The sequence below is a fragment of the Ornithinimicrobium kibberense genome (assembly GCF_006519705.1).
GTDB classification, from domain to species: Bacteria; Actinomycetota; Actinomycetes; order Actinomycetales; family Dermatophilaceae; genus Ornithinicoccus; species Ornithinicoccus kibberensis.
Window position 1 is genome coordinate 160,715 of the sequence record NZ_VFXM01000004.1, and the last position, 26,979, is coordinate 187,693.

Here is a 26,979-nt window from a genome sequence, read left to right on the forward strand (position 1 = left end):
GGACGCACGCGGTGCATCAGACCAGCTCCAAAACATGCCGGTGCAGCGTCCTAGCCGCGTAGCGCCAATCGTGGTCGGTGGCGTAGCGGACTCCGAACTCTGCGGTACGGCGTAGCAACGCTTCATCGTCGGCCAGCGCTTCCAGAGTTTCTGCCAGGGCGACAGCGTCCCCCGGAGGCACCAGGAACCCATGATCTCCTCGGACGGACTCCGGTATGCCGCCGACTGCCGACCCGACCACAGCCGCTCCGCTCGCCATGCCCTCAAGCACAGTCAGCGCGAAGGGTTCCGGCCAGCGGGATGGCACCACGACGACGTCGGTTGAGCCCAGCGCCTCGGCGACCTGATCACGCGGGAGAAATGGCTGCACTTCAACCCTTCCTCCCAACTCCGATGCGCGTGCTCGAACTGCTCGCTCGAATGGAGTGACGGGATCGGTGGCACTGAAGCCCCTTGATCCGATTAAGGTGAGTCTAATATCATCCCGGTTGAGCATAGCCAGAGCCTCCAGCACGACATCGGCTCCTTTCTCAGGGATCATTCTCCCTACGAATGTCACTGTGAGGACGTCGGAGCTCCGCAGTGGCGTCCGTCGAAAAAAGAGGCCGGTATCGACACCGTTCGGGACCACACGGACCCGACCGTGGAGATGCGGGGGCAGATGAGCCACGGTCTGTTGGGCCAAGAAATCGCTCACGCAGATCACTGCAGCAGCGGGACTCAAGGTGCGTCCAGCTTCACGCTTGCTGTACGTGCGGAGCAACTGATTGTGCGCATAGAGGATAGGTATGTGTCGATAGGTGTCCACGAGGGGAACCAGTTGAGGAGCGTTGTGCCCGAAGATGAGGGATGATGCCCATGCGTCCTGATCATGGAGAACTGCGCGGTACGAACGCCTAGCCGAGAACCGCGGCAGCCCGACGCGGCCGGTAGCAGCGTCCGCGCGGGTCGACGAGAGACCCAGGGGGTACCGGATGGGAGTTGGACTCTCGTACTCGATGATGTCAGCGCTGGTGTAGCGGATGGGGTTGGTGCCTCGCGCGACCGCAACGTGGGGTTTCGCCGCGTCGGCAGGGCCATGTGCGCAGAGGCCATGAACGACCGTTGGGATGGCACTCCCTGTCTGAGGCGAGTAATGGTCGCCGGGGGTGATGACGTGGAGCGGGCGCACGGAATCAGCGGAAGCGGAAGCCAAGGGGGGCTAACCGCCATCGGTTCGAAGCACGCGCGGAGTTGTTGGCCCCGCGCGCCCGCCTATCCATGCCTCCACGCTAGCGCACTGTCACTCGCCATCGCGGTGCAGGAGGTGCCCAGCCAGCTGGCTGGATAGGATCCGAATATGGGCTCAGCGACGGTGAGCGTGGTGGTTCCGACCTTCAACACGCGGCCCGAGTTTCTTCGAGCGGCCGTCCTCTCTGCCGTGAGCCAGGATCCCCCGCCCTTGGAGGTGCTCGTCGTTGACGATGGCTCGACGATCGCTCTGGAGGCTCCAGACCATTCTCTCGTACGCGTCATTCGTCAGGACAATCGAGGGGCGAGTGCAGCCCGCAACCGCGGCATACGCGAGGCTCGGGGCGAGCTCGTCGCGTTCTTGGACGCCGACGACCTGTGGTACGCGGGAAAGCTGGCCGCCCAGACAGCCGCGATGAGCGATCCGCAGGTGGGGCTGTGCTCCTGTGACTTTGACGTTCTCGATCAGGACGGCGCGGTCCGTGCCGGGTGGGGTGGCCACGGTGGGAACTACCGTCAGCTTCTCGGCGGGAACAGCGTGCACACGTCTGGGGCGATAGTCCGCCGGACACTCATCCTTGAGGTCGGGGGCTTCGACGAGTCGCTCACCCACGGCGAGGACTGGGGGACGTGGTTGGACATCGCACGCCGAAGCCGTCTGGCGCACATACCGGAGGTGCTAGTCCGCTACCGACTGCACGACGACAACGCCAGCCGCAACTACCGGCGAATGTGGCAGGGAGCGGCTCGTGTCCTCTGGCGACACCGGGCTGCCGTTCCTTTGCAGGGTCTCCGACGGATCGGACAGATCTACGGGGCCCAGGCTTTCGATTCCTTCCGGTCGTCTCGGAACCCCACCGACTTGGCTTGGTCGCTCGCCTTGTGGCCCGCCTATGTCGCTCGCCAAGTCGTGCGACGGTTTCGACGTGGAGGACGGCTCCCATAGGCTGGCTTCATGGCGAAGATCCTGGTAACTGGTGGGGCTGGGTTCATCGGCTCGAACTTTGTGCATTACGTCCTGGCCCATACTGACGTCCACGTGACGGTCCTGGACAAGTTCACATATGCCGCCTCGTCGGAGGCACTCGGAGGGCTACCCTCGGATCGGGTCGAGGTCGTGAGGGGCGACATCTGCGACGCGTTCCTGGTCGACCAGCTGGTCGAAGGGATAGGGCGGGACGGTGCGGTTGTGCACTACGCGGCGGAGTCGCACAACGACAACAGTCTGCGTGATTCGTCGCCGTTCGTGACGACCAACCTGGTGGGCACCTTCACCCTGCTGGAGGCCGTGCGCCGACACGACGTGCGTTTTCACCACATCAGCACCGACGAGGTCTACGGCGACCTTGAGCTGGACGACCCGCAACGGTTCACGGAAGCCACCGCCTACAAGCCCTCCTCGCCGTACTCGGCGTCCAAAGCGGGCGCGGACCATCTGGTGCGGGCGTGGGTGCGTTCGTTCGGGGTGCGGGCGACGCTGTCCAACTGCTCGAACAACTACGGGCCGTGGCAGCACGTGGAGAAGTTCATCCCCCGGCAGGTCACGAACCTGCTGGCTGGTGGCCGGGTCAAGCTCTACGGCAGCGGCGCCAACGTGCGCGACTGGATCCACGCGGACGACCACTCCTCGGCGGTGTGGACGATCATCAACCACGGGAAGATCGGGGAGACCTACCTGATCGGCGCCGACGGGGAGAAGTCCAACCTGGACGTCGTGCGCCTCATCCTCGAGCACATGGGGCACGACCCCGACGACTTCGACCACGTGGTGGACAGGCCGGGGCACGACCTGCGCTATGCGATCGATCCGACCAAGCTGCGGACCGAGCTGGGCTGGGAGCCGACCTTCACCTCCTTCGAGGAAGGCCTGGCACGCACGATCGACTGGTATGCCGCTCACCGGGACTGGTGGGAGCCGAAGAAGGCGCAGGTCGAGGCGGCCTACGCCGAGAAGGGCCAGTGACCAACCATGAGTGACCCCACCGTGCGGCGCACCACGATCCCGGGGCTGCTCGTGGTCGACCTGCCTATCCACGGGGATGCCCGGGGCTGGTTCAAGGAGAACTGGCAGCGGGCCAAGATGACCGGCCTGGGGCTGCCCGACTTCGGGCCGGTGCAGCACTCCGTCGCCCACAACGGCCGTGCCGGCGTCACCCGCGGGATCCACGCCGAACCCTGGGACAAGTTCGTCTCCATCGTGCACGGCAAGGCGTTCGGGGCCTGGGTCGACCTGCGCGAGGGCCCGACCTTCGGGACCGTGCACACCGAAGAGCTGGACGAGCGCACCGCGGTGTTCGTGCCCCGCGGGGTCGGCAACTCCTACCAGACCCTGGTCGAGGACACCGTCTACTCCTACCTGGTCAACGACCACTGGTCACCGGACGCCGCCTACACGATGCTCAACCTGGCCGACGACACCGTCGCGATCCCCTGGCCTATCCCCCTCGCGGACGCCGAGATCTCCGAGAAGGACAAGACCCACCCCACCCTGGCCCACGTCACACCGGTCGCTCCGCCCCGCACCCTGGTCCTTGGTGCGGGCGGCCAGCTCGGTCAGGTGCTCATCGACACGCTGCCCGGCGCCGTGGGGCTGAGCCGTGACGAGCTGGACCTGGCCGACCCGGCCGCGGTCGAGGCGTTCGACTTCACCGGCGTCGACGTGGTCGTCAACGCCGCCGCGTACACCGCTGTGGACGCTGCCGAGACCGAGGAGGGCCGCCGGTCGGCGTGGGCGGCCAACGCCAACGGCGTGACGGCCCTGGCCCGCGCCGCCGTGGTGCACGGGTTCACCCTGGTGCACTACTCGTCCGACTACGTCTTCGACGGCACCCAGGACTCCTACGTCGAGGACGACCCGTTGTGCGCTGCCAGCGTGTACGGGGCGTCCAAGGCCGCCGGCGACCTCGCCGTGACGGTGGCCCCCCGGCACTACCTGATCCGCACCTCCTGGGTCGTGGGTCAGGGCAAGAACTTCGTGTCCACGATGGCCGACCTCGCCGAGCGCGGCGTCGATCCGCGCGTGGTGGACGACCAGGTCGGCCGGCTCACGTTCACCACCGACCTGGCCGCCGCGACCAGCCACCTGCTGGCCACGGGTGCCCCGTACGGGACCTACGACGTCACCTCGACCGGGGACCCGACCTCGTGGGCGGACCTGGCCAGGAAGGTGTTCGAGCTCACCGGGCACGACCCGGACCGGGTCGCCCCCGTGACCACACAGGAGTACACGGCCGGGGCGACGGGTCCGGTCGCGCCGCGCCCGGCCCGATCGGTCCTGGACCTCACGAAGATCCAGGAGACCGGGTTCGCACCGGTGGACCAGATGACCGGGCTGACCGCATACCTGGAAGGAAGGACGAAGCCATGAAGGGGATCATCCTGGCCGGGGGGACGGGGTCGCGGCTGCACCCGATCACCCTGGGGGTGTCCAAGCAGCTGGTCCCGGTCTACGACAAGCCGATGATCTACTACCCGTTGTCCACGCTCATGCTGGCCGGGATCCGGGACGTGCTGGTCATCACCACCCCGCACGAGGCCGACCAGTTCACCCGCCTCCTGGGCGACGGGGACCAGTTCGGCATCAACCTCACCTACGCCGTCCAGGCCTCCCCGGACGGGCTGGCGCAGGCGTTCCTCATCGGCGCCGACCACGTCGCCGGCGGACCGAGCGCCCTGGTGCTGGGCGACAACATCTTCTACGGGCCCGGCCTGGGCACCCGCCTACGAAGGTTCGAGAACCTCAAGGGTGCGGGGGTGTTCGCCTACCAGGTCGCCGACCCCACCGCCTACGGCGTCGTCGAGTTCGACGACCACGGCGTCGCGGTCTCCCTGGAGGAGAAACCCACCGAACCCCGGTCGAGGTATGCGGTGCCAGGCCTGTACTTCTACGACGAGACCGTCGTCGACCACGCCCGCCAGCTGACACCCTCGGCGCGGGGGGAGCTGGAGATCACCGACCTCAACCGCCGCTACCTGGACGCCGGCCAGCTCCACGTGGAGGCCCTACCACGGGGCACGGCGTGGTTGGACACCGGCACCTTCGACTCCCTCAACGACGCCGCCGACTACGTCCGCACCCTCGAGGCCCGCCAGGGCATGAAGGTCGGCTGCCCCGAGGAGGTCGCCTGGCGCCAAGGCTGGCTCACCGACGAGGAACTCCTGGAACGTGCCGAACCCCTGCGCAAGTCCGGCTACGGCACCTACCTCGAACGGCTCGTGTCCGACGGTGGCTGAACGAGCCGTTCTCGGACGACGCGTTCGACAGCTGGGCGGGCCGCCGCGAACTGTGGCCCGGTCAGCAGCACCCGCTTGACGAAGGGAAAGCCCGCCTCGACCAGCTCCCTCCACCCACCGAACGGCACGACCGTCGACGGCGGCAGCCCGAGGTCTGCCTGCGACCAGCCGGTCTCCCGGCTCAGGCCCGCCTTGTCGATCACGTGGGTCAACCCGATCTCGTAGGTGGTCACGACGTCCCGCTTCGACCGCTGGGGTCGCACGGCAGGGAAGAAGTCCCGCAGGCCCGGGTGCTCCAACGAACCGTTGCGGAAGGCGAGGAAGAAGCTCTGGGGATGGTCGGCCGGGGCCGACGCGGACGTGGCTGCCCACACGTCGGCCGTCGACCGCCCGACCCGTGTCAGCAGCGGCTCGACCGGTCCGAGCGGTCCGACCAGCGAGTCGTTCGTGAGGACGACCAGGTCCTTGGCCGCGACCTGGGGCCAGAGGCGCAGGGCGGCGGCCCACGAACCGAAGTCGTAGCCCGTGTTGGGTCGCCGCGCGACGGCGACACCTTCCGGGAGGTCGGGAGGGGTCACCCGGTGCCACGGGTCGCGGGCGGCGAGCACCAGCACCCCGAGCCCGGCAGCGGCATACGCCGCTGCCGCCCGCAGGGCGTCGTCCCGGACCGTCCGCGCCGGTGACCACTCCGCGAGCAGGACGACGCCGTCCCGGTCGAGCACCTTATCGATGTCGCCGGCGACAACCCCTTCCCGGCGGGGCAGGAGCCGGTTGGCGACGTCGCTGGCCCACCACCGCTGGTCCCGAAGGCGCGCACGCGTCCTCCGCTCCCACCGCTGCACCGTGTCAGTGACGGTCGGGGCGCCGGGGGTGCGCGGATGCAGGTGGTCGCCCCGGAGCGTCCAGGCGGTGGCCTCAGCCCACTTTGTGAGCTCACCGGGGTGCGCCGCCCACAGCCGACCCAGGTCGACCGCCTGGCGCACCTGGGCGCGGCACAACCGCATACCCCCGAGCCCCTTGTCGTAGCCCAGGTCGAACCGGAACCGCTGCGCCACGACCCTCGGGTGCACCTGCCGTCCGTTGACGATGTTGGACACGTTGTCGTCGTGCACCACCTGCGCCCACATCACCGGCGCGTCCACCTGCAGCAGCGGTGCGTGGGCGCGGGCCCGGGCGTGCTTGGCGACGTAGACGGTCTGCGGCAACCGGTCCTCACGCCGTCGCTCGACGAACGACAGGAACGGGCTGGAGACGATGTCGCTGCGGTAGACCGCCCCCGACCGGTCGATCTGGATCCCCCGGGGGAAGTTGACGAAGAGCCCGTCCTGCCCGGCGAACTGCGCCTGCACGCGGGCCATGAAGTCCACGGCCAGGGCGTCGTCGCTGTCGAGACGGGTGGTGATCAGGTATGGCGCGCGCGTCCGCCCGGTGACGTGCCGGGCGAAGGAGTCGCGCCGGAAACGCTCGTGCGTCCAGACCGGGGTGAAGGTGCCCTCGGCGAGCTCATCGACGGTGGCGCGGAAGTCGTCCGGGCAGCGGTCGTCGAGCATGACCAGCCAGGTGAAGTCGGCCCCCTGCTGGCCGGCGACCGACGGCAGGCACGCGTCGTAGAAGAATCCGAGCCGGTAGTGCAGCCAGTCCTCGTCGGGTGGCCGGCCCGCCGGGTCGAGGACCGCGCTGAAGCGGGTCAGCAGGACGTGGTCGAACGGCCTGGTGGTGGTCACGGTGCCTCCCTTCAGTGGTGTGCCGCCCGCCCCCGGCGGCCGGGAGCAGCCTAGACGAAAAGGCGGAGGGCAGGCTCCTGGGTTACCGTGGAGTTGCTTCGGGGGCAGGCGCGACAGGACGAGGAGACGGTGGCCAGAGCACGCAGGTATCCGGTGGCGATCGCCCACGACTACCTGACGCAGCGGGGCGGGGCCGAGCGGGTGGTGCTCGCGCTGAGCCGCGAGTTCCCCGACGCCCCGATCTACACCACGATGTACGACCCGGCGGCGACCTACCCGGCGTTCGCCGACCGCACGATCATCACCACCCCTCTCGATCGGATGCCCGGCCTGGGCAGCGACCATAGGCGGGCCCTGCCCGGCCTCGCGCCGGCGGTCAGTGCGACGAAGATCGATGCCGAGGTCACCATCGCCTCCAGCAGCGGGTGGGCCCACGGCTTCCGGGCGACCGGCAAGATGCTCGTCTACTGCCACAACCCCGCGCGCTGGCTCTATCAGCCGGACGAGTACCTCGGCGAAGACGCCAGCTTTCTCGTCAAGGCGGGCCTGGCCGCACTGACCCCCGGGCTGGCTCGGTGGGACCAGGCGGCCGCGTCCCGCGCCGATCGTTACCTGGCCAACTCGCGGGTTGTCAAGCAGCGGATCGCTGACGCCTACTCCATCGACGCCGAGGTTCTGCCGCCGCCGCCGGGGCTGAGGACCGACGGTGACCAGGTCCCGCACCCCGAGCTCGCCGACCTGGTCGACGAGGGCTACTGGCTGGTGGTCTCCCGGCTCCTGCCCTACAAGAACGTCGACAAGGCCGTCGAGGCGTTCCGCGGACGGTCGGAGCACCTCGTCGTCGTGGGGGCCGGCCCCCACCGGCAGGCCCTGCTCGCGGACCTCCCCGGCAACGTGCGGCTGGTCTCAGGCCTGACCGACTCCGAACTGCGGTGGACCTACCGCCATGCCGTCGGGCTTGTCGCGCCCAGCCAGGAGGACTTCGGGTTGACGCCCTTGGAGGCGAACTCCTGGGGACTGCCCGTGGTCGCGCTGCGGGCCGGGGGTTATCTCGACACGGTCGTGCCGGGACTCAACGGGGTCTTCTTCGAGCGCAGCACGCCCGTGGACATCAGCCGGGCCGTCGACGCCGCAGCTCGGCAGGAGTGGTCGAGCGAGGCGCTGCTGGAGCACGTCCGCAGCTTCGGGGAGGACGCGTTCCGAAGGCGGATCCGCGAGATCGTCGAGGAGCTGGCCGAGGGCGCGACGATGCCGGCCGGCGTGCGGTCGTCCCGCGGCGGAGCCCGCTAGCGGCTGTGCCGGCGCAACGCCTTCAGCACCCCCAGGTCGTCGAACCTCCGCCCCACGATCTGCACCCCGATCGGACGCCCGTCGTCCGTCCGGCTCACGTCCACCGTCCCGGCCGGCTGACCGGTCATGTTCCACGGCAGGGTGAAGTTGATGTGCCACATGCCCCGCCCCTCCTCCGGGTAGGGCATCGGCAGTTCGGCCGGGTAGGCCGGGCACGGGGCCACCGGGCTGACGAGCAGGTCGAGGTCACCCTCCCGTGCCCACGCGGCGACCGTCCGGGCCTGCAGGTCGGCGAACGCGTGGTAGGCGTCCATGACGTCCACCCCGCTCAGCCCCTCGCCCTGACGAGCCCACTCTGCGACGAACGGGTGCACCAGCGCCTGCCGCTCCGGGCTGAGCCGGGACAGGTCGGCCCATGACCGCACCTGCCAGAACCGGTTGACCCCGTCCAGTACCCCCTGGTCGAGCCACGGCGCCACCTCGACGACCTCGGCGCCCTCGTCGGCGAGCCGGTCGGCCACCGCCCTCGTGGCGGCGACCACCTCGGGCTCGGGCTCCACGCCGTACCCGGCACGGGTCCACACCCCCACCCGCAGTCCGTGCGGCGACCACGATCGCCCATCGGCCCCGACGTCCAGGTCGGTCCACGCCACGTCCTGCGCGGGAAGGCTGGTCCAGTCGAGCGGGTCCGGGCCGGAGAGGACGTCCATGAGCGCCGCCAGGTCCTCCACCCGCCGGGCCATCGGCCCGGCGACCCTGCCCAGGTATGGCGCGTTCAGCGGGATCCGTCCCGCGCTCGGCTTGAGCGAGGCCAGGCCGAGCCAGGTCGCCGGCAGGCGGATCGACCCGCCGATGTCGGTGCCCACGTGGAGCGGCCCGTAGCCGGCAGCGGCCGCCACCCCCGCGCCGGAGCTCGAGCCGCCCGTCGTCCAGTCGGGGTTCAACGGCGACACGGTCTGCCCGTGCCGGCTGGAGTGGCCGGAGGAGAGCATCCCCCAGTCGGGCATCGTCGTGGACCCCAGCACGACCAGCCCGGCCTCGTCGCAGCGGCGCGCCACCGGCGAGTCCACCTCCGGCACGACCGGGTCGACCGCCGCGCACCCGGCGGGCATCGGCACGCCGGCCCGGGCGATGTTCTCCTTCAGGGTCACCGGAACGCCGTCCCAGCGGCTCAGCGGGGCCCCGGCGGCCCACCGCTCCTGCGCCGCCAGAGCTCGGGCGAGCACCTGCTCCGGCTCGTCCCGCACCCAGAACGCGTTGAGCTCCGGCTCCCCCCCCTCCACGACCTGGAGCACGTCGGTGGCGACCTCGACCGGGCTCAGCCGGCCCCCGGCATACCCCTCCGCCATCTCCAGGGCGCCCAGGTGGGCGGGCCGCACGCTCACCGCAGCTCGCGGCCCTTCGTCGGCAGCATGCCGTGCTCCATCCCCCAGCGGACCGCCTGCGGCCGCCGGGTCACGCCGATCTTGGCGTAGGCGCTGCGAATGTAGGACTTCACCGTGTTGATCGACAGGTAGGCCCGGGCCGCGATGTCGTCGTTGGTCAGCCCCTGGGTGATCAGCCCGAGGATCTCCGCCTCGCGCGCCGACAGGCCGTGCTCCTGCCCCGGCCAGCGCCCGTGGTCGTCGTCGGGTGCGGCTCCGGCGGCGACCTGCTGGGCGCTGGCCTCCATGTCCAAGGTGCCCGGGGTGACGGTCTCGCCCGCGGCCACCCGTTCGAGCGCGCGGACCAGCTCCTCGGCGGTGGCCGACTTGGCCACGTAGCCCGCGCACCCCCGCTCCAGCGCCTTGCGGACCAGCGCGGGCTGGGTGTTCCAGCTGTAGACGACGACCTTGCCCGTCATCGGGTTGGCGACCAAGGCGTCGATGTCGTCGGCGTCCGCCTGCGCCTGGGCGAAGGTGTCGTAGAGGGCGACGTCCACCGGGCTGCTGGGCTCGGTGCCGATGTCGAGCTCAACCACCCGCACCCGGTCGACGTGGGGCCGCAGCATCGCGTCCACCCCGCGGACGACGACGTCGTAGTCGTTGACGATGGCGACGGTCACGGGGTTCACCTGTCGGACCCTACACGCGCGGTCCGGTCGCCCGGAGGGGGCGGAAGGCCCCCGGTCTAGGCTGGCGCCATGCCCTCCGCCACGCTCGTGCGACGACTCGGGCTGCCCCTCGCGGCGCTCGCGCTGGTCGTACCGCTCCTGGTCGACGTGCCCGGGCTGGACGAGCCCGGCGAGCGGATGCTCGGCATCTTCCTCATGGCGATCGTCCTCTTCGTCACCGAGGCGATCCCGCTGGTGGCCACGGCCGTGGTCATCATCCTGCTCGAGGTGCTCACGCTCAGCGAGCAGGCGCTCGTGCCGCTCGGGGAGCCGGCCACGTCCGCCCGGGACGTGTGGGCCAGCCTGGCCGACCCGGTGATCATCCTCTTCCTCGGCGGGTTCCTCATCGCCGACGGCGCCGCGAAGTACGCCCTCGACCGCAACCTGGCCGCCCTCATCCTCACCCCGTTCAAGGGCAGCGCCCGCTCGGCGCTGCTGGCGCTCATGCTCATGACCGCGGTGCTGTCGATGTTCATGTCCAACACCGCTACGACCGCCACGATGTTCGCCGTCCTGCTGCCGGTGCTCTCCAGCCTGCCGACCCTGGCCGCCCGCACCGGCTTCGCCCTCGCCGTGCCGCTGGCGGCCAACGTCGGCGGCATCGGCACCCCCGTCGGGTCCCCGCCCAACGCGCTGGCCCTCGCCGCCCTCATCCAGCGCGACGAACGGGTCTCCTTCGTCGAGTGGATGATGGCCGCCGTCCCGCTGGCGCTGCTGCTGCTCGTCGTCGGGTGGCTGTTCCTGTCCTGGCGCTACGTCCCCGGCCGCACCGCGCTCGACCTTGACCTGCAGGTCAAGTTCAAGAGGACCCCGCCGGCCCTCGTCTTCTACGCCACCGCCGCCCTCACCGTCCTGCTGTGGCTGAGCGAGCCGCTGCACGGCATCCCGTCCACCACGGTCGGGTTCCTGCCCGTCGTCGTGCTGCTGGCCACCCAGGTGATGACCGGCGACGACCTGCGCGCCCTGCAGTGGCCGGTGCTCTGGCTGGTCGCCGGCGGCATCGCCCTCGGCAACGGCGTCGGCGCCAGCGGCCTGGACGAGTGGCTCGTCGGCCTCGTCGACTGGGGCGTGCTGCCCGGCGCGCTCCTGCTGCTCACCCTCGCCGGCCTGGCCTGGGGGCTGTCCAACGTCATCTCCAACTCGGCCACCGCCAACCTGCTCATCCCGATCGCGCTGCCGCTGGCCCTGACCGTCGACCAGGACCTCGTCACCGTCGCCCTCGTCGTCGCGCTCTCCTGCAGCCTGGCGATGATGCTGCCGATCTCCACCCCGCCCAACGCGATCGCCTACGCCACCGGCACCGTGCAGACCCCGCAGATGGTCGTCACCGGCCTGGTCGTCGGCGTGCTCGGCGTGCTGCTCGCGGTCCTCGTCATGCCGCTGTGGTGGCGCGTCCTCGGGATCGGCTGAGCCGTGGCCGCCCCCGCGCCGCGCACCGTCGTCGTCGGCACCGGCCCGGTCGCCGAGGCGGCCGCGGCCGAGCTGGACGCCGTGCGCGTGCCGGCGCCCGGCGCCCTCGCCGAACCGGCCGTGCGCTCCGCCGGGCCGGTCGGCCTGGCCGTGGTCGTCGTCGGTCGCGCTGACGCCGACGCCACCGTCGCCCGCGTGCTCGGTGCCCTGGGCCACCCCCGCCCCCGCGTGCTCGTCGTCACCGAACGCCTCGAGCTGCCCGACCTCGCCCGCACCCTCGACGCGGGCCACCTCAGCGGGGTCGTCATGGCCCCGTGGACGCCAGGCAACCTGCGCCGGTATGCCGACGCGCAGCTCGCCCGGTGGGTGCGCCGCCGCGGGGGGCGGGCGGAGGAGGTAGCCCAGGACCGGCCGCCCGAGCCGGAGCCGCGGGCCAGCGGGCTGCTGCGCCACCTCCAGCAGGACCCGGACTCCGCGGCCGCCGAGCTGCTCGAGGCCGTCGAGTCGGTGCTCGGCCCCCGGCCCCGGCTGCAGCTGCCGCCGCACGTGCGGCTGACGATCGAGGACGACGACGTCGGCCAGCTCTTCCTCGTCCTCAGCGGCCGGGTCGCCCTGTCGGTGAACACGGGGGTCGGTGCGCTGACCCTGCACCACGCCTCGACTGGGCCGCTCATCGGGTTGTTCGCCCTCACCGGGCCGCAGGCGGCGACGGTGACCGCGCGGACGACGACCGACTGCGAGGTCGTGCCGCTGACCGTGGAGCAGCTGGACCGCGCGCTGACGGGGGAGCCGCGGGTCGGCACCGCGCTGACGGCCCTGACCGTGCGGGCCCTGTCGGCCCGGCTGCGGCGGGCCGAGCGGCTGCACGTCGAGAAGGCCGAGCTGGCCACCGAGCTGCAGCGCACGCTGCGCGAGCTGGAGGCCGCCCGGGCGGGACTGGTCGAGCAGGCCCGGATGGCCACGCTCGGCGAGACGACCGCAGGGGTGGCCCACGAGCTGAGCAACCCGATCGCGGCGGTGACCCGCGGCGTGGAGCACCTGTCGGCCGACCTGCGCGTGCTGCTGGGGGGCGGCGAGGACGACGTGGTCCGGGCCGCCTTCGAGGCGGCCGAGACCCGCGAGGCGGTGTCGGCCGGCGACGAGAGGTCGTTGCGGCGTGAGCTCGCCCGGGCCACGGGGGCGACGCCGTCGCAGGTGCGCCGGCTGGTGGCCGCGGGGGTGACCGACCCGACCCGGGCGAGGACGGTGCTGACCGGGCCGCCCGAGGAGCTGGCCCGGGTCGAGGCCGCCGCGGGGATCGGGGCGACGATGCGGTCGCTGCGGACCGCGGCCGACCACGTCGGCCGGCTGGTCGAGGACCTGCGGGTGCACGCCCGGCCCGACGACCCCGGAGCCCCGCTCGAGGCGACCGACCTCGCGGCCACGGTCCGGGACGCGCTGGGGCTCGTCGAGCACCGGCTGGCCGGACTGACGGTCGACGTCCGGTGCGACGACGACCTGCCACCGGTGGGCAGCCGGCCGGGGCGCCTCGCCCAGGTGTGGGCCAACCTGCTCGCCAACGCCGCCGACGCGCTCGACGGGTCCGGCCGGATCACCGTCCGGGCGCGGCGGACGGAGGACGGCGGGGTGGTGGTCGAGGTCGAGGACGACGGCCCCGGTGTGCCGCCCTCCCTGCAGGGGCGGATCTTCGAGCCCCGGTTCACCACCAAGCACGGGGTCGTCCGCTCCGGGCTCGGCCTCGGGCTGGGCATCTCCCGGAGCATCGTCGTCCAGCACGGCGGCACGATCGGGCTGGAGTCCGAGCCGGGCCGTACCGTCTTCACCGTCGAGCTGCCGGCCCTGCGGACCGGTCCCGGCACGACCGCCGCCGGAGCCCCCACGACCGGGGCCGGTGCGCCCGCGGGGCGCGACGGCATACCCCCTGGCCCCACCGAGGAGAAGGAGCAGCGATGAAGCTCGTGGTGCTCGTCCTGGAGGACGAACCGGACGTGCGCGAGGCGCTGGAGCGCGACCTGGAGCCGCTGGCTGCGCACGTGCGCGTCGAGCCGGCCCAGGACGTGCCCGACGCCCGGGCCGTGATCGCCGAGGTGGCCGCCGACGGGGACCTGCTGGCCGTCGTCCTCGCCGACCACCGGCTGCCGGGGACGAGCGGGGTCGACTTCCTCGTCGAGCTGGCTGGCGCGGAGGAGACCGCGCACGTGGCGACCGTGCTCGTCACCGGGCAGGCCGACCAGGCGGACACGATCCGGGCGGTCAACGAGGCGGGGCTGGACCACTACGTGGCCAAGCCGTGGGACGCCGAGGAGCTGCGGCGGGTGGTCCGGGAGCAGCTGACGGACGTGGTCGAGCGGACCCGGGTGGACCCGCTGCCGTACCTGTCGGTGCTGGACCAGGTCAGGGCGATGGAGCTGGTGCGGAGACGGTCGGGCTGAGCGGGGGTCTGCTTCTCAAAGAGGGGTACTAGCCGCCGATGCAGGTCGCTTGGCGACCGCCTTGCTCCAGCGGATGCACGGCTCCTCGATGAAGCGGAAGAAGAGCCACCCGACGACGAAGACGACCGCGAAGCCCACGGACCAGAGGAGGGCGAGCTCCCCGTGACCTTCCGGGACGCCGAGGACGCGTTCCAGACCCTCCGAGAAGTAGTAGACGATCGGCTGGTGGACGAGGAACATGCTGTAGGCCATGTAGCCGAGGCGGGCGACCGGCCGTGAACCGAAGAAGGCTTCGACCGGCTTGGCCCCGATGGCGAGGACGATCAGACCACCGAAGGCGACGGAGAGTCCGACCTCGCGGACAGGGATCCGTCCACCTGTCAACGACCCGGTCGCCACGGCATACCCGAGCACGAAGACGACCAGCGCCGCCAAGAGCCACCTCCGTGTCAGCCGGTGCCGTAGACGCATGACGATGACGGCCGCCACCATGCCAGCCATGAACTCAGTCAGCCGCCCGATGGCGGTCGCCCCCCACAGAAAGTCCTCTGGCCATTGATCCCCAAAGGGGGTAACGACGTGCCAGAGGACAGACACGGCACTAAGCGGGACGAGTGCCCACAGCCCCCAACGGGCCACGAGCAGGACCACGACGGGGAACAGGAGGTAGAGCTGCATCTCCAAAGACATGGTCCACAGGCTGCCGTTGATGCCGGCCCAGTACTCCGGGAAAAACATGTGGGTGAAGGTCAGGTGGGAGGCGACGTCTCCCCAAGCCACCGGATCGGTCGGATTCGGAGCCTGCCCCAGCAAGGAGTAGATGACCTTCAGCACGTAGGGCAGGACCAGCGCCAGAGCGAGAGCAGCGTAGTAGGGCAGGACGATGCGTTTGATGCGACGTTCCACGTAGGCGCCCGTGCGAAACCGACCGTGCCGTGAGGGGTCGAGGGCGAAGGGTAGGTAGAGGGCGAATCCGGTGAGCACCACGAACAGATCGGGACGGGTGTTCTGGGCGACGATGTCTGTCACGACGGGGATGCGCGGCCGGCCGGCGAACTCCCAGGAGTGGAACAGGAACACAAGCGTGAAGGCGAGGGCGCGCAGGCCGTCGACGGACGGGATGCGGGCCCTTTGCTCAAACCCCGGCTTCTCGCCGACTGCCAACCCCTGCACGGGAGAACGGTACCTGTCGGGTGTCGCAGGACCGCTCAGACAACACACTGACGGGTGCGGGTGCCCAGCCGGGTGTGGAGACGTTCGGGCTGACCGTGTCCTGCGGTCGCGACTTGCCTAGCGGCCCTCGGGCTCGAGGACCTCGACGGCCAGGACGGTCGGCAGGTGCCGAGCGACCTCCGTCCAGGTGTCCCCTTCGTCGTGGCTGGCGAACACCGAGCCGGTGTTGGTCCCGAAGTAGACCCCGGCAGGGTCGCGGCGGTCGCCGGTCATGCCCTGGCGCAGGACGGTGAAGAAGCAGGCCTCCTGGGGCAGCCCGTCCCGCAGCGCCTCCCACGACCCTCCGCCGTCGCGCGAACGCCAGACGGCGGCGGCCGCGTCGGGCGGGTAGCGGCCCTCGGTGTCGCCGTTGAGGGGGACCGTCCAGAGGGTCCGCCCGTCGCGGGGGTGGACCTGGAGCGGGAAGCCGAACGTCGACGGCAGGCCCGCGGTGACGTCTCGCCAGCTGAGGCCGCCGTCCTCCGAGCGCCAGACGCCGTGGTGGTTCTGCTGGTAGAGCAGGCCGTCCTGCCCGGCGGCCCGCTCGAGGTGGTGCACGCAGAACCCCGTGTGCCCGTCCGAGGCCGCTGCCGGGTGGCTGTTGCCCTCGCCGTCGGCGGGGTCGGCCAGGTCGTTGCGCCGCTCCCACGTCACGCCGCCGTCCTCGGTGGCGAAGACCCCGGCGGCGGAGATCCCCACCCACATCCGCTCGGGGTCCTGCGGGTCGGCCACGATGGTGTGCAGGACCAGGCCGGCGGCGCCGGGGCTCCACTCCTGGGCGGACGGGTGGTCGGTCAGGCCCTTGACCTTGGCCCACGTCCCGCCGTCGTCGTCGCTCACGAGCAGGCTCGCCGGCTTGGTCCCCGCGTAGAGCCGGTCGCCCGCGCGGCCCAGCGACCAGACCTGGGAGAAGTCCTCGCCGAACGGCGCCACCTGGTCGGTCCATCCCAGCGACTCCGCGAAGTCCGGCTCCTCCGCCGCCCACCTGTCCAGCTCGCCGGTGGTCAGCTTGGTCGGCTCCCAGGTCCGGCCGAGGTCGGGGGAGCGCCAGACCCCGGCGCCGGACCAGTCGCCGCCGCCCCCGGCCCACAGCGTCCCGGTGGCCGGGTCGCCGACGACGTGGTTGATCGTCCACCCCCCGCAGTAGGGTCCCCGGACCGACCAGCGGGTGCGGTCGACGTCCCCGTCGAGGACGAACGCACCCTTGGTCGTCCCGACCAGCAGGTGTATGGCTCCGTCGGACATGGCAGGCCCCTTCGTCGCGGACCGTCCGCTCGTCGGTGCCGGACGGCCCGTCCCAGTGTTCCGCCGTGGGCGTGCCGCGGCAAGGGGCTTTGCGGGGTCTCAGCCGGTGGCTGCGCGCAGCTGCTCCAGCAGCAGCTCCAGCGACCGCTGGGTTGCCTCTTGCACGATCTCCTCGGGGTCCCCGCCCAGCTCCAGCTTGGAGCAGGTGACCTCGCCGCGGACCATCACCCCGACGTAGACCGTGCCCGGCGGGTGACCCTCCTCCTCGTCCGGGCCGCCGGCGCCGGTGGTCGACACGACCGCGTCGGCCTCGAGCACCCGGGTCGCGCCCTGGGCCATCTCGATCGCGCAGCGCTCGGTGATGACCGGGCCGGGCGTCACACCGAGCAGGTCGAACTTCACCTTCTCGTGGTAACTGACGACGGTGCCGTGGTACCAGTCCGCGGCGCCCTCGCCCTGCGCCAGCGCGGAGGAGATGGTGCCGCCGGTCAGCGACTCGGCCGCGCCGATCCTGAAGCCGTGCTGCCGGGCGAGCTGGGCGATGTCCCTGACGGGGGCGGTGGGGTCGCTCATGGCCTCATGATGATCCAGCGCCCGCCCCGTCCGCCACCGCAGTAGCCTCGCAGCGTGGACCCCACCCCGACCCACCGCCTGCGCCGCCCCGCCCGAGGCGGTGCCCGGTGAGGGCCGGTCTGACCCCCGACGCGGACGGCGCCTTCCGCGAGCGCAGGGAGCGCGCCGTCGACGCACCGGCCACCACCACCTGGACGTGCGTCGCCGACCTCGGCGGGGACCCGGGCTGGTACGCCGCGAACCGCCTCTGGCAGGTCCGTGGCGTGCTCGACCGGGTCGTGGGCGGGCCGGGCAACCGCGGGCGTCCCGACCGGGAGCTGCGTGTCGACGACCCCGTCGACGGCTGGCGGGTCGAGACGGTCGAGCCCGGCCGCAGCCTGACGCTCGTGTCGGAGCAGCGGATGCCGGGGACCGCGCGGATGACCTACGAGGTGCACGACTCCCAGGGTCCGGACACCGACCGGTCGAGGCTGGTCCAACGGCTCGAGTTCCGCCCCGACGGCCGCCTGGGGCAGACCTTCTGGTGGGTCGAGCTGCCGGCCCACAAGGTCATCTTCCGCGCGATGCTCGTCCGGATGGCCGGGGAGGCCGAGCGCCGGGCCCGGGCGGACGGCACGATGGGTCCGTGATCGGTCTCGACCCCTGGTCCCCGCAGGCCCCCGACGACCCCGGCCTGACCGCCCTGCTCGAGGACGCCCGCGCCGCCGCCGGCGACCCCGTCGCGGCGCTTGCGCTCGCCGACCGGGCGACCGAGCGGCTGCCGCTGCCCGGCACCGGCCGCACCGCCGAGTTGTGGCGCGGCCTCGCCGAGCTGGCCGCCGTCGACCTCACCGTCGCCCGCACCCTCGAGCCGCACCTCGACGCCGTCGCCATCCTCGCCCAGGCCGCCGACGCGGGGTATGCCGTGCCGCCCGCCTCGGGCACGTGGGGCGTCTACGCGGCCGAGGGGCCGGGCGCGCGGCTGGAGGCCCGGCCCGGGGACGAGGGCCGCCTCGTCCTCTCCGGCCGCAAGCCCTGGTGCTCCCTGGCCGAGCACGTCGACTCCGCCCTCGTCACCGCCTGGGTCGACGACGAGCGCCGCATCCTCGTCGCCGTCGACCTGTCCCACCCCGGCGTGGAGCTGGTTGACGAGCCGTGGGTCGCCCGCGGACTGCCTCGGGTCCGCTCCACGGGACTGCGGCTGACCGACGTCCCGGGCGTGCCGGTGGGCGACCCGGGGTGGTACCTCACCCGTCCCGGCTTCGCCTGGGGCGGCCTGGGCGTCGCCGCCTGCTGGCTCGGCGGCGCGATGGGCCTGACCCGACGGATGCGCACGGCCGCCACCGAGCGCGAGCCCGACCAGATCGGCCTATCTCTCCTCGGGAAGGCCGACATGGCCCTGACCGCCGCCGCGGCCGTGCTCACCGAGGCGTCGAGCGCCGTCGACGCCGGCCTGGTCGAGGGCGAGCACGCCTGGCCCCGCTGCGTCCGCGTCCGCTCCGTCGTCCACGACGCCTGCGAGACCGTCCTCACCGCCGCCGCCCACGCGCTCGGCCCCGGTCCGCTGACCGGCGAGGAGGAGCACGCCGCCCGGGTGGCCGACCTGCAGCTCTACCTGCGCCAGCACAAGGCCGAGCGCGACGCAGCGCTCGTCGGGCAGGCCGTCGCCGACGGGATGCCGGTGGCGTGGGCATGAACGACGGGATCAAGGACGCCCCTGGCGCCTCGGGGCTCACCCCATCCGGAGACCCGCCGACCGACGAGGCCCGGTGGGCCGAGGACCCCCGGTGGCGCGACGTCATACCCCTCGACCTGACCGGGACCACCCACCTGCTCGTGGTCGCCGCCCACCCCGACGACGAGACCCTCGGGGTCGGCGGGCTGCTCGCCGGGCTGCCCGCGGACGTGGACCTCGACGTCGTCGTCGCCACCGACGGGCAGGCCTCCCACCCGCGCTCGCCGACGCACACGCCCGCCGACCTCGCCCGGATCCGCCGCGCCGAGGCCCGTGAGGTCATCACTGAGCTCGCCCCGCACGCCCGCCTGCACCTGCTCGGGCTCACCGACGGTGGGCTGGCCGACGAGCAGGACGAGCTCACCGCCGCGCTCGTGCGGCTGACGCGGCCGGGGGAGAGCGTGCTGCTCGCGCCGTACCGCGCCGACGGGCACCCCGACCACGAGGCCGCCGCCCGGTCGGCCGCCGCCGCGGCCTGGCGCACGGACGCGCGGCTGCTGGAGTACCCGGTCTGGCTGTGGCACTGGGAGGGCCCCGACGCGCTGCCGTGGGGGTCGGCCCGTCGCGTGGACCTGTCCGACGGGGCACGCGGCCGCAAGGCGCGGGCGGTCGCCGGGCACCGGTCCCAGGTCGAGCCGCTGTCCGACCGGCCCGGGGACGAGGTGCTGCTGCGGCCCGAGATGCTGGCCCACTTCGCCCGCCCGTGGGAGACGCTGCTGGTCGCCGAGCCGGGGGAGAGCAGCCCGTTCGAGGACCTGCACGCCCGCGAGGATGACCCGTGGGAGGTGCGGACGAGCTGGTACGAGCGCCGCAAGCGCGGCCTCACCCTGGCGGCGCTGCCGCACGAGAGGTATGCCGTGGGCGTGGAGGTCGGGTGCTCCGTCGGCGCGCTCGCCGGGGACCTGCTCGGGCGGTGCGACGCGGTCGTGGCGGTGGACGAGTCGGCGGAGGCGCTGGGCCGGGTCGAGGGAGCCGAGCGGCTGCGGACGGTCCAGGCGTCGCTGCCGGAGGAGTGGGGGCGGTTCGAGGAGGCACTTCGCGAGGAGAGCGTGGAGCTCGTGGTGCTGTCGGAGGTGGGCTACTTCCTCTCACCCGGGCGGCTGCGCGAGCTGGCGCGGCGGGTGGGGGAGCTCGTGGCCGGGTCGGACCGGGCGACCGCGCTGGCCTGCCACTGGCGGCACGAGATCGTCGGGTGGCCGCTGACCGGTGACGAGGTGCACGGGCTCGTGGGTGAGGCGATGACGAACGTTGGCCTGCAACGTCGCAGCCACCTCGTGGAGGAGGACTTTGTGCTGACCGTGTGGTCGGCGACGGGGGTGCTCCGCGGAGCACCCCTGCGAGATCAGGTGCGTCGGCCCGCCGACCCGTCCCACTCGTCGGCCAGCAGGGCGTAGGTCACCCCGTCGCGCCAGGTGCCGTCCCGGTGCAACGACTCCCGCACGAAGTGGCCCTCCTGGCGCAGGCCCACCTTCTCCATGACCCGGCGCGAGACGACGTTCTCGGCGAAGGATCCGGCCTCGACACGGCGCACACCCAGCGCGAAGGCGATGGTGACGAGCTCGCGGACCGCCTCGACGGCATACCCCTGCCCCTGGTGCGCAGGGGCGACCACCCAGCCGAGCTCGGCCTGGGTGCGGCGGGCCCGGTCGGCGACCTCGCGCTGCGCCCAGCCGTCGCCGACCTGCAGCATGACGTCGCCGACGACCTCCCGGTCCCGCTCGACGACGAGGGCCGTCCCGCTGACGAGGAAGCGGCCGCTGATCTCCTCCTCTTCGGTGGCGACCGCCGTCAGCCAGCGCGCCACCTCCGGGTCGGACCGGTAGGCCAGGACCGCCGGCAGGTCTGCCCGCTGCGGCGGACGCAGGAGCAGGCGCTCGGTCCGCCGGGGCCAGGTGAGGTCGGACAGGCCGCGGGTCATCCTCACGACGGTAGCCACGAGCGCCCCGGGTGACCAGACTGGTCGGGATGGAGACGCACGAGGCCGGGCCGTCGATGCCCTCAAGCGGATGGCCCAGGCTGCTCACGATGCCGTCAACAACTAAGGCAGCCCCCGTGCTGCTGCTGGCCGTCCTCGCCGGGTGCGGGTCAGCAGGTGAGCCGCCGTCGACCGCAGGAGGTCCCGTCACGGACACCGACGGTCCCACGCAGCACGTCGACGACGAAATCCCTGCCACGGGGTCTCCTGTGTCGGATCCGGGCCTCGAAGAACTCCCCATCGACAAGGTCCCAGGCCCGGAAGACGTCGACCTGCACTTCGACGCTCCCACCCAGGTAGTCGTCGGACGTCCCACCACCGTCACGGTCGTCAACGATCATGAGGACGACGCGCAGGTCCGCATCGAGTTCTACCAGAACGCGGGCGACTTCCTCTCCCCGGAAGGCCTGGTCGACGGCGGGACGATCACGGTCCCCGGCAGCTCACGGTCCGAGGTGGAACTGGTGGTGGACAGCCCCGGCTACGTCGAGCTTCTCGGCACGGCACTGCCCGGGTCCACGTACCAGTTCTCGGTGGGTCTCGACGCGGTGAAGGACACCGAGGCTCCGACCGACTAGCCGCAGAGAGCGCCCTCCGACAACCCGTGTGAGGATTCCCCCGTGCGCCCGCGGAACGAGACCGACGACCGACCTGCGCTCGCCGCGGTCCTCGTCGTCGTGCCGGCCCGGGACGAGCAGGACGAGATCGCCGGCTGTCTGACCAGCGTCGCCGCAGCGGCCGCCGAGGTCGACCAGCCGGTCGTCGTGTCCGTCGTCCTCCACCGGTGCACCGACGGCACGGCCGAGCGGGTCGCCGAGGTCGTCGGCGCGCACCCCGACGTCCGGTGGGTGGTCCAGGGCAGCGACGCCGCGACCCTGGGCGGAGCCCGCGCGAACGGCGTCGAGGCCGGCCGCTCCCACGGCACCCTGGCCGACCTCGACCCGGCGACCGTATGGGTGGCGAGCACGGACGCGGACTCGCGTGTGCCGCATACCTGGCTCCGCGCGCAGCGCGACCTGGCCGACCGCGGTCTGGACCTGGTGCTCGGCACCGTCGAGCCGCGCGAGGACGGCTCCGAGTCCGCCCGGCTCTGGCACGCGCAGCACCACCTCGCCGAGGGCCACCTGGGGATCCACGGGGCGAACCTGGGGGTGCGGCTATCGGCGTACGACCGGGTCGGCGGGTTCCCCGCGCTCGACGACGGCGAAGACGTGCAGCTCGTGCGGGCGGTGCGGGACGGGGGTATGCCGTGGACGAGCACCGACCGCACGCGCGTGGTCACCTCGTCACGACGGCGGGGACGGGCGGGCAAGGGGTTCGCCCGGTTCCTGCGGCGGCTGGACGACGCGGTGGCGACGTTCGGCGCGACCGAGGAGCTCGAGGAGCGGCTGCGGACCGAGATCCTGCGGCTGGCCCAGGAGCGGGGGCCGGCCAAGACGCTCTGCCCGTCCGAGGCGGCCGGTGCGGTCGACCCGACCAGGCGGCGGGCGCTGACGCACGTGGCCCGCGCGGTGGCGTGCACGCTGGCCGACGAGGGGGTCGTCGTGGTCACGCAGAAGGGCGTGCCGGTCGACGGGCGGACCACGCCGGGGCCGGTGCGGGTGGGGCTGGTGCCGGAGGAGCTGCGAGGGCCGGTCGAGGTCTGAGCCGGGCCGGTCGTTTCCGGGGCGGTCCTCGGTTCAGGCGGCCAGCTGCTGCTCGGTCGTGCCGCCCAGCACGTCGGCACCGGTGCGGGTGCGGCGGCCGTCGACGAGGGCGAGCGGTCCGGGACGGCCCAGGTCGACCCAGCGCTGCTGCCACCGGCCCATGAGGTGGAAGGCCGCGTCGGAGAGCGGCTCGCGGGCGGGGGAGACGACGTAGCCCCACTCCCGGCGAGGGTCGCCGGTGCAGGGGGCGAGGTCGTCGACGAGGACCCGGGGCATGAGCCGGCGCAGCACCTCGGGGTCGCCGACGTCGAGGCCGTCCTGCCAGTAGGCCCGCAGCAGCAGGTCGAGCGCCTGCGGGCCGCGGCCGAGGGTGACGGCCTCGGCGTAGGCCGCGGCCACCGGGCGCGGGTGCGGCAGCACGGCGGGGACGTCGTCGGGGATCTCCTCGCCGTCGAGGGCCAGGTCGCGGACCGCGGCCAGCTCCTCGCGCAGCCGGTCGCGGTCGGGTCCGTCGGTGCGCAGGCCGCTCAGGGGGATGGTCGTGGTGCTCTCGACGGCCCACCAGGCGGCGCCGTCGGTCGGGTGGTCCTCGCCCTCGCCCTCGCCCTCGTCCCCGCCGGCGTCGGAGTCGAGCCGCAGGTGCGCCAGGTAGGCCCACGGCGAGGTGAGGTCGGCCAGCAGCAGCGGGGCCTCACCGGGGTCGGGAGCCTCGGGGACGTCGGTCCGTGGCTCGACCGGCGGCATCGGGACCCGCGGCATCGTGTTGTGCCGCCGGTGGAACAGGTGCGGGAGCCAGGTCTGGGTCGTGGTCATAGGTCTATTTCTACAGTAGAATTCGTGTAAAAGGAAGACCCCGAGAGCCGAGGAGGCCGCCCATGACCTACGTCATCGCCCAGCCCTGCATCGACGTCGTCGACCGGGCCTGCGTCGAGGAGTGCCCGGTCGACTGCATCTACGAGGGGGAGCGGGCGCTCTACATCCACCCCGACGAGTGCGTCGACTGCGGCGCCTGCGAACCGGTGTGCCCGGTGGAGGCGATCTACTACGAGGACGACCTGCCGGCGGAGTTCACGCCCTACCTGCAGGACAACGCCGACTTCTTCTTCGAGGCGCTGCCCGGGCGGGACGAGCCGCTCGGGTCGCCGGGCGGTGCGGCCAAGATGGGTGCGCTCGGCGTCGACACGCCGCTGGTGGCGCAGGCTCCGCCGCAGGAGTGAGCGCCAGGCTGCCTCGTCGCCGGCCCGGCTCAGGCGCCGTCGGCCGGCGCCAGGTGCGCGACGCAGAGCGACGGCGTGACGAACGGCTCCAGCCGGTCGACGACCCCCGCGTCACCGAGCGCCCCCTCGATGAGCCCGAGGTGCACCGAGCAGGGCAGCGTGCGGTCCTCGCGGGAGAGCGCCAGGAACGGGCAGTGGTGCACCCGCAGCGCCGTCCCGTCCGCGTCCTCCACCAGCTCCGGCGAGAAGCTCTCCGCCTGCTGCACCGCGACGAGGCGGTCCAGCGCCGTGTCCCAGTCCTGCGTCCGTCCGCCCTCGGCCCGCCCCCACGCCCGGCCCGACTCCCGCGCCACCTGCGCCGCGTCCCCGGTCGACCCGGCCAGCGCGTTCCCCAGCACCCGGGCGATTAGCGCGTAGTTGTCCCGCGCCTCGTCCGGCTCCTGCCGGGCGACGTACGTCAGCGGTGGCCGCCCCGGCCGGTCGGTCACCCCCGGTTGCTTGTCGACCAGCCCGTCGGCGACCAGCTGGTCGAGGTGGAAGCGGACCGTGTTGTCGTGCAGCCCGGTCAGTCCGGCGAGGTCCTTGACCCCCAGCCCGTGCCGGGTCCCCCGCAGCGCCTCCAGGATGCTGGCCCGGCGCTCGCCGGCCCGGCCACGCGCGGTGGGGGACGGCTCCTGGCTCGGCATTTGTCCAGCATACGTGGGGGAAACCTGCTTGGGTGTCCGAGCACAATCCCGCGTCACGACACCGTCCGTCACCCGTGAGGCACGATGGTCATCATGAGCGAACAGTCCGCCGTCGAGATGGCTGAGGATCTCGCTGACGTCGAGGCGGCCAGGGCCGCGCGTGCAGAGATCGCCGAGGAGGGGACGATTCCCTGGGACCAGGTCAAGGCTGATCTCGATCTGGCGTGACCTGTCGGTCGACCATCCCGCTGCTTCGACAGGTCGACGCTTCGACGTCGGCGGCGACTCGGGGCCGCCGCAGGCTGGCGACCGAGCCGGTTCCCCGCTCCCTACCGGCCTTCCGAGGTGCCGGAACGGCATACCCGTCCTAGCGTGGGCCTCATGCGAGCACTCACCTGGCAAGGACTTCAGGACGTCGAGGTCAAGGACGTGCCCGACCCCGTCATCGAGCAGCCGACCGACGCCGTCGTCCGCGTGACCTCGACGGCGATCTGCGGCTCGGACCTGCACCTCTACAACGTGCTGGCCGCCTACCTCACGCCCGGCGACATCCTCGGCCACGAGTTCATGGGCGTCGTCGAGCAGGTCGGCAGCGCCGTGGAGAACCTGCAGGTCGGCGACCGGGTCGTCATCCCCTTCAACATCTCCTGCGGCCGCTGCTGGATGTGCGAGCGCGGCCTGTACGCCCAGTGCGAGACCACGCAGAACTACGACCAGGGCAAGGGCGCCAGCCTGTTCGGCTACACCTCGCTCTACGGGGCGGTCCCCGGCGGGCAGGCCGAGCTGGTGCGCGTGCCGTTCGCCGACTTCCTGCCGATCAAGGTCGACTCCGACCTGCCCGACGAGCGGGTGCTCTACCTCTCCGACATCCTGCCCACCGCCTGGCAGGCCCTGGAGTATGCCGACGTGCCCGAGGGCGGGACCCTCGCCGTGCTCGGGCTCGGCCCGGTCGGGCAGCTGGCCGTGCGGTCGGCCCGGCACAAGGGTATCCGCGTGGTCGGCGTCGACCGGGTCCCCGAGCGCAACGAGCTGGCCCGCGGGTTCGGCGCGGAGGTCGTCGACCTCAGCTCGGTCAAGGACGTCGGCGACGCCCTGCGCGAGCTGACCGACGGGCGGGGGCCGGACAGCGTCATCGACGCCGTCGGCATGGAGGCGCACGGCAGCCCGTTCCTCGGCGCCGCCGTCGGTGCGGCCAAGCGCCTCCCCAAGCCGATCGCCCGCAAGGCCATCGAGACCGCCGGCGTCGACCGGCTGGCCGCGCTGCACACCGCGATCGACGCGGTCCGTCGCGGCGGGACGGTCTCGATCAGCGGCGTCTACGGCGGCATGGCCGACCCGATGCCGATGATGCAGCTCTTCGACAAGGGCGTGCAGGTGCGGATGGGCCAGTGCCACGTCAAGCACTGGACCGACGAGCTCTACGACCTGGTCAGCGGCGCCGAGGACGTCCTCGACCTGGAGAACCTCGCCACTCACCGCGTGCCGCTGGAGCAGGCCCCGGAGATGTACAAGACGTTCAACGACAAGGCGGACGGCTGCATCAAGGTGGTCCTCCAGCCGTGACCGGTGCGCATCGCGAGCGCGTGTCGACACCGGCCAACCTGGCGGCCGAGACGGTGGGCCGGGCAGGGGGAGCGGTGGTCGCCGCCGCCTTCGGGCTGACCGCGCGGCTGCGCGGGACCCGCGCCCTCCACCCGGTCGGGGTATGCGGCACGGGCGCCATCACGGTCACGCCCGGTCCGCGCAGCGGCGTCGTGCTGCTCGACGACCCCGGCCCGCACCCCTGCCTCGTCCGCTGGTCGCGGGCGACCGGGAAGCGGGAGGGGCGGGACCTCGAGGGGCTGGCCCTGCGGGTCGACGGGCCGGCGTCCGGCGACGTCCTGCTCGCCTCCACCGGCACCGGGACGGTGGGCCGGCACGTGCTCACCGTGCGCGACCGGCACGACCACGGGCCGGTGACGACGCTGCTGCCGCTGAGCACGGAGCGCGGTCCGCTGCTGCTGCGGCTGGACCCTGCGGACGACGCCCGGCCGCCCGAGCCCGCCCCCGACCGGGGCGAGGACGTGGACGACCCGCCCACGGCATACCGGCTCCTCGTGGCCGCCCCCGGGCGGCCCTGGCACGAGCGCGGCCGGCTGGAGATCACCTGGACCGACCGGGACTGCGCCCGGCGGCACGACCCCGTCGGGCACCCACCCGCCGGGGCCTGGACGCACCCGCTGTGGGCGCGGCTGCGCGACCCTGCGTACGCCGCGAGCCAGCAGGTCGAGGCCAGGACCGTCGAACCGAAGGAGTAGGAC

27 protein-coding genes are annotated in these 26,979 nt (G+C 72.4%); 17 read left to right on the forward strand and 10 right to left on the reverse strand.

The window, feature by feature from the left end:
* Positions 1-16: 16 nt before the first annotated feature.
* On the reverse strand, positions 17-1,171 hold the full coding sequence (locus tag FJR00_RS04660; protein WP_181409490.1) for a glycosyltransferase family 4 protein: 1,155 nt from the start codon (positions 1,169-1,171) through the stop codon (positions 17-19).
* Between the two features lie 168 nt (positions 1,172-1,339).
* On the opposite strand from FJR00_RS04660, the gene FJR00_RS04665 reads away from it, so the two are divergent.
* Genes FJR00_RS04665 through rfbA form a run of 4 tightly spaced genes read left to right on the forward strand, consistent with a single transcriptional unit; the run spans position 1,340 to position 5,463 of the window.
* Complete coding sequence (locus FJR00_RS04665) at positions 1,340-2,176, forward strand: glycosyltransferase family 2 protein (protein ID WP_141337675.1); 837 nt, start codon at positions 1,340-1,342, stop codon at positions 2,174-2,176.
* Between the two features lie 9 nt (positions 2,177-2,185).
* Positions 2,186-3,193, forward strand: a complete 1,008-nt coding sequence (gene rfbB / locus FJR00_RS04670) for a dTDP-glucose 4,6-dehydratase (protein ID WP_141337676.1) — start codon at positions 2,186-2,188, stop codon at positions 3,191-3,193.
* Between the two features lie 6 nt (positions 3,194-3,199).
* Complete coding sequence (locus tag FJR00_RS04675; protein WP_141337677.1) at positions 3,200-4,597, forward strand: sugar nucleotide-binding protein; 1,398 nt, start codon at positions 3,200-3,202, stop codon at positions 4,595-4,597.
* Complete coding sequence (rfbA, locus tag FJR00_RS04680; RefSeq protein WP_141337678.1) at positions 4,594-5,463, forward strand: glucose-1-phosphate thymidylyltransferase RfbA; 870 nt, start codon at positions 4,594-4,596, stop codon at positions 5,461-5,463. The genes FJR00_RS04675 and rfbA overlap by 4 nt, the downstream gene beginning before the upstream one ends.
* On the opposite strand, the gene FJR00_RS04685 is transcribed toward rfbA, so the two are convergent.
* Positions 5,430-7,187: a glycosyltransferase gene (locus FJR00_RS04685; RefSeq protein WP_181409491.1), complete on the reverse strand. Its 1,758-nt coding sequence runs from the start codon at positions 7,185-7,187 to the stop codon at positions 5,430-5,432. The genes rfbA and FJR00_RS04685 overlap by 34 nt on opposite strands.
* A gap of 87 nt (positions 7,188-7,274) precedes the next feature.
* Here FJR00_RS04685 and FJR00_RS04690 point away from each other — a divergent pair, with 87 nt between their 5' ends.
* A complete protein-coding gene (locus FJR00_RS04690; RefSeq protein WP_238330299.1) occupies positions 7,275-8,477 on the forward strand; it encodes a glycosyltransferase in 1,203 nt (400 codons plus the stop codon).
* Here the strand turns inward: FJR00_RS04690 and FJR00_RS04695 are convergent.
* Together FJR00_RS04695 and FJR00_RS04700 are read right to left on the reverse strand one after the other, a co-directional pair.
* Positions 8,474-9,862 (reverse strand): amidase, encoded by a 1,389-nt coding sequence (locus tag FJR00_RS04695; RefSeq protein ID WP_238330300.1) that lies wholly within the window; start codon positions 9,860-9,862, stop codon positions 8,474-8,476. The two genes, FJR00_RS04690 and FJR00_RS04695, sit on opposite strands and share 4 nt — an antisense overlap.
* Entirely contained in the window at positions 9,859-10,530 is a 672-nt protein-coding gene (locus FJR00_RS04700; protein ID WP_238330301.1) for a response regulator transcription factor, read from the reverse strand. The genes FJR00_RS04695 and FJR00_RS04700 overlap by 4 nt, the downstream gene beginning before the upstream one ends.
* A 69-nt stretch (positions 10,531-10,599) precedes the next feature.
* On the opposite strand from FJR00_RS04700, the gene FJR00_RS04705 reads away from it, so the two are divergent.
* From FJR00_RS04705 to FJR00_RS04715, 3 genes are read left to right on the forward strand one after another with little or no spacing between them, the layout of a single operon-like run.
* Complete coding sequence (locus FJR00_RS04705; protein WP_141337681.1) at positions 10,600-11,979, forward strand: SLC13 family permease; 1,380 nt, start codon at positions 10,600-10,602, stop codon at positions 11,977-11,979.
* A 3-nt stretch (positions 11,980-11,982) separates the two neighbouring features.
* Entirely contained in the window at positions 11,983-13,932 is a 1,950-nt protein-coding gene (locus tag FJR00_RS04710; RefSeq protein ID WP_141337682.1) for an ATP-binding protein, read from the forward strand.
* A complete protein-coding gene (locus FJR00_RS04715) occupies positions 13,929-14,411 on the forward strand; it encodes a response regulator (protein ID WP_141337683.1) in 483 nt (160 codons plus the stop codon). The genes FJR00_RS04710 and FJR00_RS04715 overlap by 4 nt, the downstream gene beginning before the upstream one ends.
* 15 nt (positions 14,412-14,426) lie before the next feature.
* Here the strand turns inward: FJR00_RS04715 and FJR00_RS04720 are convergent, their stop codons facing one another.
* The 3 genes from FJR00_RS04720 to FJR00_RS04730 form a co-directional block, all read right to left on the reverse strand.
* On the reverse strand, positions 14,427-15,575 hold the full coding sequence (locus FJR00_RS04720) for an acyltransferase family protein (RefSeq protein ID WP_181409492.1): 1,149 nt from the start codon (positions 15,573-15,575) through the stop codon (positions 14,427-14,429).
* Between the two features lie 126 nt (positions 15,576-15,701).
* Positions 15,702-16,868, reverse strand: a complete 1,167-nt coding sequence (locus FJR00_RS04725; RefSeq protein WP_141337685.1) for a beta propeller repeat protein — start codon at positions 16,866-16,868, stop codon at positions 15,702-15,704.
* A 99-nt stretch (positions 16,869-16,967) separates the two neighbouring features.
* On the reverse strand, positions 16,968-17,441 hold the full coding sequence (locus FJR00_RS04730) for a CinA family protein (RefSeq protein WP_141337686.1): 474 nt from the start codon (positions 17,439-17,441) through the stop codon (positions 16,968-16,970).
* Between the two features lie 107 nt (positions 17,442-17,548).
* Between FJR00_RS04730 and FJR00_RS04735 the strand changes: the two genes are divergently transcribed.
* Genes FJR00_RS04735 through FJR00_RS04745 form a run of 3 tightly spaced genes read left to right on the forward strand, consistent with a single transcriptional unit; the run spans position 17,549 to position 20,549 of the window.
* Positions 17,549-18,070, forward strand: a complete 522-nt coding sequence (locus FJR00_RS04735; RefSeq protein WP_141337687.1) for a DUF2867 domain-containing protein — start codon at positions 17,549-17,551, stop codon at positions 18,068-18,070.
* Positions 18,067-19,116: an acyl-CoA/acyl-ACP dehydrogenase gene (locus FJR00_RS04740; RefSeq protein WP_141337688.1), complete on the forward strand. Its 1,050-nt coding sequence runs from the start codon at positions 18,067-18,069 to the stop codon at positions 19,114-19,116. Before FJR00_RS04735 ends, FJR00_RS04740 begins: the two co-directional genes overlap by 4 nt.
* A complete protein-coding gene (locus tag FJR00_RS04745) occupies positions 19,113-20,549 on the forward strand; it encodes a bifunctional PIG-L family deacetylase/class I SAM-dependent methyltransferase (RefSeq protein WP_141337689.1) in 1,437 nt (478 codons plus the stop codon). Before FJR00_RS04740 ends, FJR00_RS04745 begins: the two co-directional genes overlap by 4 nt.
* On the opposite strand, the gene FJR00_RS04750 is transcribed toward FJR00_RS04745, so the two are convergent.
* A complete protein-coding gene (locus tag FJR00_RS04750; protein ID WP_141337690.1) occupies positions 20,498-21,073 on the reverse strand; it encodes a GNAT family N-acetyltransferase in 576 nt (191 codons plus the stop codon). The genes FJR00_RS04745 and FJR00_RS04750 overlap by 52 nt on opposite strands.
* 47 nt (positions 21,074-21,120) lie before the next feature.
* Here FJR00_RS04750 and FJR00_RS04755 point away from each other — a divergent pair, with 47 nt between their 5' ends.
* Together FJR00_RS04755 and FJR00_RS04760 are read left to right on the forward strand one after the other, a co-directional pair.
* On the forward strand, positions 21,121-21,708 hold the full coding sequence (locus FJR00_RS04755) for a hypothetical protein (protein ID WP_141337691.1): 588 nt from the start codon (positions 21,121-21,123) through the stop codon (positions 21,706-21,708).
* Positions 21,709-21,750: 42 nt separating this feature from the next.
* Complete coding sequence (locus tag FJR00_RS04760; protein ID WP_141337692.1) at positions 21,751-22,776, forward strand: DUF3253 domain-containing protein; 1,026 nt, start codon at positions 21,751-21,753, stop codon at positions 22,774-22,776.
* Positions 22,777-22,809: 33 nt separating this feature from the next.
* Here FJR00_RS04760 and FJR00_RS04765 read toward each other — a convergent pair whose 3' ends face one another.
* Positions 22,810-23,589, reverse strand: coding sequence for a thioredoxin domain-containing protein (locus tag FJR00_RS04765; protein ID WP_141337693.1), 780 nt, complete (start codon positions 23,587-23,589; stop codon positions 22,810-22,812).
* A gap of 62 nt (positions 23,590-23,651) precedes the next feature.
* On the opposite strand from FJR00_RS04765, the gene fdxA reads away from it, so the two are divergent.
* Positions 23,652-23,993 carry a ferredoxin gene (gene fdxA / locus FJR00_RS04770; RefSeq protein WP_141337694.1) on the forward strand — a complete coding sequence of 114 codons (342 nt, stop codon included), beginning with the start codon at positions 23,652-23,654 and terminating at the stop codon, positions 23,991-23,993.
* Positions 23,994-24,022: 29 nt separating this feature from the next.
* Here fdxA and FJR00_RS04775 read toward each other — a convergent pair whose 3' ends face one another.
* Positions 24,023-24,679: a helix-turn-helix transcriptional regulator gene (locus tag FJR00_RS04775; RefSeq protein WP_141337695.1), complete on the reverse strand. Its 657-nt coding sequence runs from the start codon at positions 24,677-24,679 to the stop codon at positions 24,023-24,025.
* A gap of 93 nt (positions 24,680-24,772) precedes the next feature.
* Between FJR00_RS04775 and FJR00_RS16495 the strand changes: the two genes are divergently transcribed.
* From FJR00_RS16495 to FJR00_RS04785, 3 genes are all read left to right on the forward strand, one after another.
* On the forward strand, positions 24,773-24,907 hold the full coding sequence (locus FJR00_RS16495; protein ID WP_272949566.1) for a hypothetical protein: 135 nt from the start codon (positions 24,773-24,775) through the stop codon (positions 24,905-24,907).
* A 153-nt stretch (positions 24,908-25,060) separates the two neighbouring features.
* A complete protein-coding gene (locus tag FJR00_RS04780; protein WP_141337696.1) occupies positions 25,061-26,242 on the forward strand; it encodes a zinc-dependent alcohol dehydrogenase in 1,182 nt (393 codons plus the stop codon).
* Positions 26,239-26,976: a hypothetical protein gene (locus FJR00_RS04785; RefSeq protein ID WP_141337697.1), complete on the forward strand. Its 738-nt coding sequence runs from the start codon at positions 26,239-26,241 to the stop codon at positions 26,974-26,976. The genes FJR00_RS04780 and FJR00_RS04785 overlap by 4 nt, the downstream gene beginning before the upstream one ends.
* Positions 26,977-26,979 lie beyond the last annotated feature (3 nt).